Source organism: Vibrio sp. 10N (assembly GCF_036245475.1).
In the GTDB taxonomy this organism is placed as follows: domain Bacteria; phylum Pseudomonadota; class Gammaproteobacteria; order Enterobacterales; family Vibrionaceae; genus Vibrio.
In genome coordinates, this window is the sequence record NZ_BTPM01000001.1 from 3,229,536 (window position 1) to 3,241,154 (window position 11,619).

Annotated in this window: 8 protein-coding genes; all 8 read left to right on the top strand. The window is 43.8% G+C overall.

From position 1 onward, the window contains the following. Positions 1-32: 32 nt before the first annotated feature. The 8 genes from rfbD to AAA946_RS15045 all read left to right on the top strand — a co-directional run bounded on the left by rfbD (position 33) and on the right by AAA946_RS15045 (position 11,607). Positions 33-944: a dTDP-4-dehydrorhamnose reductase gene (rfbD, locus tag AAA946_RS15010; protein WP_338165534.1), complete on the top strand. Its 912-nt coding sequence runs from the start codon at positions 33-35 to the stop codon at positions 942-944. A 115-nt stretch (positions 945-1,059) separates the two neighbouring features. Continuing rightward, positions 1,060-1,956, top strand: coding sequence for a glucose-1-phosphate thymidylyltransferase RfbA (rfbA, locus tag AAA946_RS15015; protein WP_338165535.1), 897 nt, complete (start codon positions 1,060-1,062; stop codon positions 1,954-1,956). A gap of 74 nt (positions 1,957-2,030) precedes the next feature. Further along, positions 2,031-3,452, top strand: coding sequence for a mannose-1-phosphate guanylyltransferase/mannose-6-phosphate isomerase (locus tag AAA946_RS15020; protein WP_338165536.1), 1,422 nt, complete (start codon positions 2,031-2,033; stop codon positions 3,450-3,452). A 73-nt stretch (positions 3,453-3,525) separates the two neighbouring features. Continuing rightward, positions 3,526-4,953, top strand: a complete 1,428-nt coding sequence (locus AAA946_RS15025) for a phosphomannomutase (RefSeq protein ID WP_338165537.1) — start codon at positions 3,526-3,528, stop codon at positions 4,951-4,953. A 70-nt stretch (positions 4,954-5,023) separates the two neighbouring features. After that, on the top strand, positions 5,024-6,898 hold the full coding sequence (locus tag AAA946_RS15030; protein WP_338165538.1) for a hypothetical protein: 1,875 nt from the start codon (positions 5,024-5,026) through the stop codon (positions 6,896-6,898). A gap of 24 nt (positions 6,899-6,922) precedes the next feature. Further along, the gene (locus AAA946_RS15035; RefSeq protein ID WP_338165539.1) at positions 6,923-8,164 is read left to right on the top strand and encodes a hypothetical protein; all 1,242 of its coding nucleotides are present in this window, start codon (positions 6,923-6,925) and stop codon (positions 8,162-8,164) included. 96 nt (positions 8,165-8,260) lie between these two features. After that, on the top strand, positions 8,261-10,045 hold the full coding sequence (locus tag AAA946_RS15040) for a hypothetical protein (protein WP_338165540.1): 1,785 nt from the start codon (positions 8,261-8,263) through the stop codon (positions 10,043-10,045). Between the two features lie 14 nt (positions 10,046-10,059). Then, positions 10,060-11,607, top strand: coding sequence for a sulfotransferase domain-containing protein (locus AAA946_RS15045; RefSeq protein ID WP_338165541.1), 1,548 nt, complete (start codon positions 10,060-10,062; stop codon positions 11,605-11,607). Positions 11,608-11,619 lie beyond the last annotated feature (12 nt).

An 11,619-nucleotide genomic window follows, 5' to 3' on the forward strand; every position in this document is an offset into this window, starting at 1 on the left:
AAAGCTAACCGAAATACCATTCAAGGACATTTATGAGAGTTTTAATTACGGGTCAAGGTGGCCAACTGGCTTGGGAACTGGAGCAGACAGCACCAAGTCATATTGATTGGGTTGCATTCGACGCTCAACAGCTAGACATCACTAACACCGCTCGTGTATACGAGGTTCTGGTGCAGGAATCACCAGACATCGTTATTAACGCCGCCGCCTACACCGCGGTAGACAATGCTGAAAGCGACAGCAGCATTGCCTATGCCGTCAACGAAAAAGGCAGCGAAAACCTAGCATTAGCTTGTAAAGAGATCAACGCAAAACTGATCCATGTTTCTACCGACTTTGTGTTTGATGGCAAGCAAACCACGCCTTACTCTGTGGATGCCACCCCAAGCCCAATTAACGTTTATGGCGCATCCAAATTAATGGGTGACATGAAAATTGCCGACATTCTTGGTGGAAACGCCAGCATTATTCGCACCGCATGGGTATACTCTACGCACGGCAATAACTTTGTCAAAACCATGCTCCGCCTAATGGCGGAGAAGTCTGAACTAGGTGTTATTTACGACCAAGTGGGTACACCAACTTGGGCCAAAGGTTTAGCACAACTTATATGGGCACTAACAGCGAAAGCTGACAGCTTTAAGCCTGCAGCTGACAGCACAATCTTACACTGGACAGATGCTGGCGTGGCATCTTGGTACGACTTTGCAACCGCTATTCAAGAGCTAGCTTTAGAAAAAGGTATGCTAGATAAGTCCATCCCCGTGCGCCCTATCCCTGCTAGCGCTTATCCTCTGCCTGCAAAACGCCCAAGTTTCAGCGTAATCGATAAATCGAGCACAGAAGCACACAGCGGAGTACAAACTCAACACTGGCGCAAACAACTATCAGCGATGATGGATGAGCTGAAAGCTAGGGGCGAGAAGCGAGAGGCTAACAGCTAACAGCTAACAGCTAACAGCTAACAGCTAACAGCTAACAGCTAACAGCTAACAGCTAACAGCTAACAGCTAACAGCTAACATTTTATACAAAAACAACGTTTACAAAGAGCTTAATCATGGAAAACTCCAACACACCTCGCAAAGGCATTGTACTTGCTGGAGGCTCAGGCACTCGTCTTTACCCTTTGACGAAAGGCGTGAGTAAGCAGCTAATGTCAGTATATGACAAGCCTATGATCTATTATCCGATTTCAAGCTTAATGTTAGCGGGTATCAAAGAGATCCTCATCATCTCTACGCCAGAAGAGTTACCGCGCTTTCAAAATTTACTTGGCGACGGCTCTGATTGGGGTATTCGTTTTGAGTATAAGGAACAACCCACCCCAGACGGCTTAGCCCAAGCTTTCATCCTCGCAGAAGAGTTTTTAGATGGCGCGCCAGCGGCTCTCGTATTAGGTGACAATCTTTTCTACGGTCACGACCTTGCTAAGTCACTAATTAATGCCAATGGCCAAAAACAAGGCGCAACCGTGTTTGGTTACCACGTTGCCAATCCGACTTCCTATGGTGTAGTGGAATTTGATCACAACGGTACTGCCATATCTATTGAAGAGAAGCCGAAGCAACCTAAGTCAAACTACGCAGTACCGGGACTTTACTTTTTTGATAATAACGTGGTTGAGTATGCCAAAAGCGTAAAACCCTCTGCACGCGGTGAGCTTGAAATTACCGACGTCATCGACCAATACCTGAGCCAACAAAACTTAAAAGTGGAGATTATGGGGCGCGGCACGGCTTGGCTTGACACAGGAACCCTTGATGACCTGCTAGACGCTGCTGTTTTCATTAGAGCAATAGAAAAGCGCCAGGGTTTAAAAATATGTTGCCCCGAAGAAATTGCCTACCGAAAAGGCTATATCAATGATGCACAACTTCGTGATATTGCCACTCCTCTGGTTAAGTCAGGCTATGGTACATACTTACTAAACCTTCTAGAAAACAAAGTGTTTTAGTTTACAACTTAGACGCAACTCTGGTTCGGCTTAAAACCAGATAAAGAATTAAAAATCACACAAGAGTAAAAACAATGATCTTGCCCGTAATAATGTCAGGTGGCAATGGCTCTCGCTTGTGGCCATTATCTCGAAAAGCGCACCCAAAACAGTTCCTTCCTTTGGTAGGTGAGCATACCATGCTGCAAGAGACCATTCTTCGCCTAGAAGGACTGGATTGCCAGCAGCCGACGGTAATTTGTAACGAGGGACATCGCTTCATCGTCGCAGAGCAACTTGCCGAAATCGACAAGCTAGGTGGTGAAATCATACTTGAACCTCAAGGGCGTAACACCGCCCCGGCGATTGCCCTTGCTGCCTTTGATGCCGTCAAAAAACAGCAAGACCCGTATTTATTAGTTCTCGCCGCTGACCATGTCATTCGCAATGTGGATGCCTTTCAGACCGCAGTGTCAAAAGCGCTGATTTGCGCCAAGCAAGGCCACATCGTTACTTTTGGTATCGTCCCAGATAAGCCAGAAACCGGCTACGGTTATATCAACTCCGGCAACCCTATTAATGACTCCGATTGCTTTCATGTCAGAGAATTTGTAGAAAAGCCAGATCTCGAGACCGCAAAAGAGTACCTCTCTTCAGGGCAATACTTCTGGAACAGTGGTATGTTCCTTGTAAAGGCAAGCGTCTACCTCTCCGAACTAGAAAAACACAATCCAGATATATTTGTCGCTTGTCAGCGCGCGATTGAAGGTTCAATTAAAGAAATTGACTTTACCCGACTAGACAACGATGCATTTCTTACTAGTCCAGACGACTCGATTGATTATGCCATCATGGAACAGACGACTTTAGCCGCTATGGTCAAGCTTGATGCGGGCTGGAGTGATGTCGGCTCTTGGTCATCCATTTGGGAGGCCTCACCTAAAGATGATGCAAACAACAGCATCCGTGGTGATGTAAAAACAATTGATGTCTCGGGTTCTCTTATCGATGCAAGAGACAAAATGGTTGCGGCTATTGGTGTAGAAAACTTAGTCATCGTGGAAACAAGTGACGCAGTTGTGGTCGCCGATCAATCTCGCGTTCAAGACATAAAAACAATCGTTGATCAACTCAATGCGGAGCAGCGCAGCGAAGCCACCGAGCACAAAACCATCTATCGCCCATGGGGAAAAATAGACTTGCTACAAAAAGGGTACCGCTACCAGTCGAAGCAAGTGACCATTAAACCCAACAGCCGACTATCACTACAAAAACATTACCACAGAGCCGAGCATTGGGTTGTTGTATCCGGTACCGCGAAGGTAACCTGTAATGGTCAAGAATCAATAGTGACCGAAAATCAATCGACCTACATTCCGGTTGGTGCTGAGCACTCTATTGCGAACCCAGGCCATATCCCCTTAGTGATGATCGAGGTTCAAACGGGTAGCTATATAGGTCAAGATGACATCGAACGACTTGAAGACATATACGGATTTGAAAAGGATAAATATTAGTTGGTCAGAATCTAATACGCACAATTACTCTTCGAACCGCTTTTAATTTTGTAATTCATTGGAAACCCAATACATGACTTTCAATTCCTCAACCAGTCTGAGCCAAAGCAATGTCGCCTTTGGCACGAGCGGCGCACGTGGTTTAGTCACTGACTTTACGCCTGAAGTATGTGCCGCATTTACCCGTGCTTTTATCTCAGTGATGCAGCAAAGCTTCGCGTTTGATACGTTGGCTATTGCCATAGATAATCGCCCAAGCAGTGTTGCCATGGCACAAGCTTGTGCTGCAGCAGCTAAGCAGGCCAATATAGCTATCGTCTACTACGGGGTTATACCAACGCCAGCGCTTGCATATACCGCGATGCAACAAAATATTCCATCAATTATGGTCACTGGAAGCCATATCCCCTTTGATCGCAATGGTCTTAAATTTTATCGACCGGATGGCGAGATTGAAAAACAAGATGAGCAAGCTATCCTCAATGCATCTGTAGACTTTACTCTGCCTTCAACTCTCTCAGAACTGATTGCTGATAATACGGCTGCTGAACACTACATCCAACGCTACACCTCAATATATAGCCGTGACGCATTGAAGGGAAAACGAATCGGTATTTACGAGCACTCGAGTGCAGGGCGTGACCTTTACCCTGGCATATTCACAGCACTTGGTGCAGAAGTCGTCAGCCTAGAGCGAACCGATACGTTCGTCCCTATAGATACTGAGGCAGTAAGCAAGGAAGACCAGCAAAAAGCAAAAACGTGGTCGAAGGACTATGGCTTTGACGCTATATTCTCTACCGATGGAGACGGCGATAGACCTCTCGTTGCTGACGAGGAGGGGAACTGGCTACGCGGAGACATTCTCGGACTGTTGTGCTCCCGCGCACTCAATGTTGAGGCTCTTGCCATCCCAGTGAGCTGCAACACAGCTGTAGAACTCAGCCGGTTCTTTTCACATACAGAACGAACCAGAATTGGCTCACCTTACGTGATTGCCGAGTTCGCAAACCTTGCATCAAAATATCAACGTATAGCTGGATTTGAAGCCAATGGCGGTTTCCTTTTAGGTAGCGATATTGAGATCAACAACCAATCACTCAAGGCACTACCTACGCGTGATGCAGTATTGCCATTTATTGCTGTTTTAGTCGCTGCAGAGCTGTCCGGAATTAAAGCTCTGGTTGACGCATTACCAAAACGTTTTACCGCTAGTGACCGCATCCAGAACTTTGCGACTGACAGAAGCCGAACGATTCTTACGCAAGGCACGCAACAACCTCAGCGACTTATCGAAAATCTAGGGTTTGATAACCTTCACCTCGAGGCATTAAACACCACCGATGGTCTGCGAATGGTGTTCAATAACGGCGATATTATTCACCTTCGACCATCTGGCAATGCACCAGAGTTACGCTGCTACGCGGAAGCTGCTGAGGACAGTATCGCTTCGAACTATGTTGCCCAAGCTCTCGAGCAAGTGCAAAAAATAAACGGATAAAACACACTAGAACCAATGGCTAGGCGCTACAGTCATTTACTGTGGCGCCTAGCCGCATCGAGAGAAGAGCATGAAGCAAGTCATTTTTTATGGTATTGAAAACAAAAGTCACCTAGATGCACTGGATTCTTTTTTGCAATCGCAGAAGCACATCGCACACCAAGGTATCATCAATGAAACTTCCGATTCTCGCGCATCGAGTGGGTGGAACACCGTTATCTACACAGGTGAGTTAGAAGAGCTAGAACGACGAGAGGGCTGTCTATATATCTGCTTTTACAGCGCTCCTGAGTTGGCAGTAAGCCATGACACCTCTCAGCAAGACTGGTATCAGAGGCATGAACAGCGCCTAAGCTGGGCGATGGAGCGCTTAGAGACCACCATACTAGTCGAAGAATATCGCACTTTTCAAAACCTAACTGCGCTCTGCGCTCTATTGAGCGACCAGTATGACGTCGCATTGTCTTTACCACAGTTACCATCACTTAAAGTTTCCATCAGCGAATTAGCATCACAAATGGGAGCGCTAGCTTTATTACAAGCAGAACCAAAAAGTCAAACACTGTTTGAGCAGCTCGAAAGTGCTGCCGAATTACTCGGAGAGGACTTTAACCCAAGCATTGCCCACAGGTTAGCCACTTATCAAAAGAAAATCAGTGAACACGAGCGAGAAGCAAAACTAGCTCATGAGACAGAGCAAGCCAATTTAGCCAAAATAACCTCTCAGTTCAAAGAGAAAACAACTCAGCTTGAAACTGCCAACCTCGAGCTAAGATCAGAAAATGAACTAGCGTTTCTGCAAATTCACCAACTACAAGAAGAGCTTGAGCAAGCGCATCTATCAGCGACCCAAACTGAGCAAGCATTAAAAGATGAACTCGCTAACACCACCATTGAATCCGACAAAACAAATGCTCAATTAGTCACGAAAAACCTTGAGCTCGCCTCAGAAAACGAACTAGCGTTGCTGCAAATTCACCAGCTACAAGAAGAGCTTGAGCAAGCGCATCTATCAGCTACCCGAGCTGAGCAAGCATTAAAAGATGAACTCGCTAACACCACCATTGAATCCGACAAAACAAATGCTCAATTAGTCACGAAAAACCTTGAGCTCGCCTCAGAAAACGAACTAGCGTTGCTGCAAATTCACCAGCTACAAGAAGAGCTTGAGCAAGCGCATCTATCAGCAACCCGAACTGAGCAAGCATTAAACGATGAACTCGCTAACGTCACCATTGAATCTGACAAAAAAAATGCTCAGTTAGTCACGACAAACCTGGAACTCGCCTCAGAAAACGAGTTAGCGTTGCTGCAAATTCACCAACTACAAGAAGAGCTTGAGCAAGCGCACCTATCAGCGACCCGAACTGAGCAAGAATTAAAAGATGAACTCGCTAACGTCACCATTGAATCCGACAATACAAATGCTCAGTTAGTCACGACAAATCTGGATCTCGCGTCAGAAAACGAATTAGCGATGCTTCAAATTCACCAGCTTCAAGAAGAGCTAGAGCAAACGTACTTGGCGGCAAAACAGTCTGAGCAATCACTAGAATCCGAGCAAACTAAAAGTCAAGAATTAGCTTCACACAACGAGATTGCAGCAAAGCAGGTACTTAAGCTACAGAGCGAAATAGACCAGCTTCAAAAGTCAATGGATAGCAAAGAAAACATGCTTGATCTAAATAAACAGCACCTTATGGATAAACTGTCTGAAGAACAATCCAAAGTAGAACTACTCAACAACAAACTCGCACAACAAACGACAATCACGACCGAACTACAAGCTGAAAACGAACTGGCCTTGCTTCAGATCCATCAATTGCAAGAAGAACTCGAGCATTACTACTTGAAGTATCAACAGCAAGCGAGTTGGACACCTTTAGAGGCTTGCGTTTCTAACGACAGTAGTCACTTACGAACAACGTTGCAATTGTTATCCTAGTGTACTTAGTCGTCAGCCAATAAAATGAAGCAACTTGTTATACTCGACCCTGGGTTAAAAGAGCTGAGCGGGCACCACCCGGCAAGCATCGAGGCGATTGTAAATGCACTCGACGTTTCTCTCGATGCGTTTAACAACCCACGGATAAGTGTTTATTGTCACAAGGAGATTTCGACCTCATTCGTAGAGCCAAAACGGCAACAAGGGGTCGAAATTAACGCACACTTTATTACTGAGTACTATCAGTACTTTTATCAGTCCCCGACCCGGCAGCAACTTACGCACTATACGCTCAATTTAGCCAGTGAATACTACCAAGCAATATTAAAAGCTCTCGAAAATAAGGATGCTAGCTCTACGGTAATATGGTGCCACACTCTTGGTTGGCAGCACGCACAAGCGTTATACCTAGCCTTGTCAAAGGTACACCAAACACTGCCCACTTCGAAATTAAGGCAATATCATGTAATGGTAGGCCTAATGTACCACCCCTTTAGTCGGTTGCCTAAACTTGAGCCTGAAGTCATTACACGTAAGATGCATCACGAGCTAGCATTGAAGCGACTTTCATCTTTGAGCTCAGTACAGCTATTAGCGGCAGACTTCGAAATACAAGACTACTATCAGCGCTTGTTAAAACGCTCTATTGATATACAGCCGTGCTTACTATTAGGACAAGAGATCAAACTACAACGGCAACTCAAGCAGCACGATAAGAATCAAGTGTTACTGTTTACGGGCGACGCGAAGCCCGATAAAGGGTTTACGCTACTACCTGACTTAATTCGTAGTGTAGTGCCAAACTGTCCTGAGCAACAGTTTATCGTACAATACACTCTCACTAACCAGTCGAGCTTGCTAGCCAATATCGATAGTCAGCTTAAACAGCTTAACGATACCTACAGTAACCTCACATTAGTGAATAGGTTTCTTGACCACCAAGAGTTGATGACGCTATTTCAAACCAGTGAAACCATAGTGCTCAATTATGACTCCGAAACATACCAATACCAGAGCTCTGGCGTCTTGTGGCTGGCTGCATTTTTTGACCTTAAGGTAATCACCCTAACCAAGAACTGGCTAGAAAGAGAAGCGAAACGACTGATAAGCGAGGTCACATATTGCGAAAAAAAAACTGAAATCGTGACATCAATCACAGAAAAGTCGCCGTTCTATAAAAACGAAAAAAAAGGCCACAATACAGAGTGTTACAAAGGACTTCTTTTCACCCCACTCAATTCTTGGTTACACAGTAAATTCGATTGAACATTAATCACACAACAGCATCTTTATTTTTGAACCGAGATCGAATAACTTATTCCACTCGGTGCTTATTGAGATTAGCCGTATACAGGGAGCAGTATGAGCGCACAGTCAAACCTTACAACGCCAAGATTTTTACAACCAATGACCAATTTAGTTGTATTAGGCGCAGGTGATGGAACTGAACTAGAATCTTTACTTAAGCACGAGGCTGAGCAGTTCTACTTGTATGAAGGGCACTCAAGTGCCTACCAAGCTCTATGTGAAACAATGCCATCTAGCCACAACATAAAAGTCATCAATCGAGTGGTTGCCGCGGTAGAAGGAATAACGGACTTTCACCACCACAAGCCTCAACAATTTTCAGGCATCAACACAAAATGGGTGACGCAAGCGTTTAAAAACGCAGTATGTGAAGGCACACAGCAAGTTCCCGCTCTCTCTTTAGCGAACGTCATTGAGCAGCACCCGTCCTTAAAGAATGCTAATAGCGTAAATGGCTTGATCTTAGATTTAAATGGGATTGAATGCGATGTAATTAATAGCACGTCCAGAGAAGTTCTTGACCATTTTAGTTACATTGAATTAAGAACCGTTAAAGCAAACCAAGACACCTCAGAGCCTATAAGCCAAGCTTGTGCGCTCGCCTCACTGATAAGCCTCGGATTTGAGCTAATTGATATTAAAAAATCCGGTCTGACCACTACATTAACGTTGACTCGGCAACTGGAACAAACGGAGCCATCGACGCCATTAATGGAATCGATTAGTGAGGCAAGACTAAAACCGCTCCAGGCGGAGTTTGATGAATACCAGCAAACCGTCTCGGAAGAATTTAGCGCACTACATGAAGAGCTAGACAAGCTTATTGAAGAGAAACAAGGGCTAGTCTCTAGTATCTCGTCTCTAGAGTCTCGCATCTCCGAGTTCACCACAGAGAACACAGAGCTCGCAGAGGTTGTAAGGGTGCTAGAAGAGAGTAAAAAAGCACTAGAAGTTGAATGCAATAACCTAGCATCTCGCATCTCGCATCTCGAATCTAGAAACACAGAACTCACCACAGAGAACACTGAGCTCACAGAGAGCAAGAAAGGGTTAGAAGCCGATTGCAACACCCTAGCCTCTAGTATCTCGCATCTAGAATCTACTATCTCGAACTTAGAATCTAGAATCTCAGATCTCACCACAAAGAACACCGAGCTCGCAGAGGGTAAGAAAAGGTTAGAGGCTGAACGCAATAACCTAGCCTCTAGCATCTCAAACCTAGAATCTAGAACCTCAGAACTCACCACAGAGAACACCGAGCTCACAGAGAGTAAAAGAGTGGTTGAAGAGAGTAATAAAGGGTTAGAAGCCGAACGCAACAACCTCGCATCTCGCATCTCGCATCTAGAATCTAGAATCTCAGAACTCACCACAGAGAACACTGAGCTCACAGAGAGCAAGAAAGGGTTAGAAGCCGAACGCAACAACCTAGCCTCTAGCATCTCGCATCTAGAATCTAGTATCTCAAACCTAGAATCTAGAACCTCAGAACTCACCACAGAGAACACTGAGCTCACAGAGAGCAAGAAAGGGTTAGAAGCCGAACGCAAAAACCTCGCATCTCGCATCTCGTCACTCGAATCTACTATTTCAAACCTAGAATCTGAAAACCAAGAACTCACTCGCTCTGCGCGCTTAAATCAAAAAATGCTCGCTAAATCTCAAATTGATTTAGATGACTTAAGAAATAAATACGCAGAGAAGAAATCCTCAGAGTCAGACTTAATTGAGTTAATTAAAGAATTACGAGAAAAACTCACCATCGCTTCAAAATATTATTACCAGTTACAACAAGAGCACCCCGAACTACTTCATAACACCGCGACTGAAAATAAGTAAAAAGGAGGGCTGTTATGAGTAATAACTTTACCGAGTTTAAGCACCAAATTGATAGTGCTCTTGAACTGTTAGAAGATGTGCCACAAGTAGGCAAACAATCCTTACCGGATAAACTTAATGATGAGATGGTGGACACGCAGTCTCTACTGCAAAGGTGTGAGCATATTTGCGATACACATCAAACAAATAAACCAAAAATAAGGGCTATTCAACATCTTGCATGTAGCGGTGGTACACTAGTCGAAAATATTCTTTCTGCAATGCCTAATGTCTATTTATTGGCAGAGTCTCACCCATTTTTGGAGTTGCCCAATCAGAAGTGTGACTCATTCAATGTATTGAGCTCTCTAGATGCATTAGGTATACCAGAAGCGACAGGTATTAAAAAGCAGGCATATTTAGAAACAGTTATTAAAGCTTATGAAAAAGTGGCTGAAAGTGGGGGAGAGTTAGTCATTGTAGATAACGCACACCTTGATTACATGTCGCAAGATGCAATTTTCGAAAACAGCATCATTAAGTTGTTAGAAACGCACTTTGACGTTATTTCAGTCGTTTTATATCGAGACACAATTGATGCCTACTCTTCATTAGCACTAAATGATTTTTATTTGGGAAAAAAATTAGAATTTTCTGAGTATTGCGATAGAGCATTGCAGTTTTTAAAAGTAAATAGCGATAAGCCGTTAATTACATTTGAAGAGTTGTATTTTTCTGAGTCAGAGTTTACAGAGAAGTTATGCTCTTTATTACAACTGCCGTTTGATGACACTTATGATTTACACATTAATGATTTGCGTAGTGATAAGCTTCTTTTTTGGCAAGCTAATGAAAATGAACACTACAACTGTAAACTCAGCACAACACCAAGTTTGGAAGCGATAGGTGAGGCTGAAGCGTATTTTGAAATTCAGAAATTAATTAAACTGAAAGACAAGAAAATAGTTTTGATCGCGACTATGCCGAGAAGTGGAAGTACTTGGTTGTTTAACTGTGTGAGAGAAATCTATAAAAATCAGGAGGTGGATCTTTATAGTGAATGGATTGAAGATTATGTTCCGAGTAACAACAGTTTTTTGCACATAATAAAAGTACATGATCCAGAGTATCGTCTTTCAAGCCAAGCAGATGTGATCATTTCTACGCGCAGAGATATCAGAAATGCGCTTGTCTCATTAATAAGAATGGGGTGGATTGCCAATGAAGAAAAGCAAATAATGAGTGAAGCACGCCGTCTAATTAATTGCGTTCATCCATTTTGGAAAGAAAGATCAAAATTTGAAATCGAATATTCCAGAATTTTAGCTGAGCCGGGCATTTTGATACGTCAAGTGTGCGAACTGCTTCAGGTTTCGGCCAAAAATGAAATGGTCGAAGAGGTAGTTAGCGCACTTTCTCGATTAAGATCACCAAAAGAATACGATAAAAAAACACAGCTTCATCCAAATCATATTTCCAATCAAAAAACGGATTACGGTATGAGTTTATCTTCGGAGGTTGTGTCACGAATAGAGCACGAATTCACGGATTGGCTAGTTGATAATTCGTATATAACGAATTAAGAAAGTTAATAA

Bases quoted from the DNA above. Each gene is read 5' to 3' on its own strand.
- AAA946_RS15020 (WP_338165536.1), top strand. From the start codon at position 2,031: ATGATCTTGCCCGTAATAATGTCAGGTGGCAATGGCTCTCGCTTGTGG.
- AAA946_RS15030 (WP_338165538.1), top strand. From the start codon at position 5,024: ATGAAGCAAGTCATTTTTTATGGTATTGAAAACAAAAGTCACCTAGAT.
- rfbA (WP_338165535.1), top strand. From the start codon at position 1,060: ATGGAAAACTCCAACACACCTCGCAAAGGCATTGTACTTGCTGGAGGC.
- AAA946_RS15040 (WP_338165540.1), top strand. From the start codon at position 8,261: ATGAGCGCACAGTCAAACCTTACAACGCCAAGATTTTTACAACCAATG.
- AAA946_RS15045 (WP_338165541.1), top strand. From the start codon at position 10,060: ATGAGTAATAACTTTACCGAGTTTAAGCACCAAATTGATAGTGCTCTT.
- AAA946_RS15025 (WP_338165537.1), top strand. From the start codon at position 3,526: ATGACTTTCAATTCCTCAACCAGTCTGAGCCAAAGCAATGTCGCCTTT.
- AAA946_RS15035 (WP_338165539.1), top strand. From the start codon at position 6,923: ATGAAGCAACTTGTTATACTCGACCCTGGGTTAAAAGAGCTGAGCGGG.
- rfbD (WP_338165534.1), top strand. From the start codon at position 33: ATGAGAGTTTTAATTACGGGTCAAGGTGGCCAACTGGCTTGGGAACTG.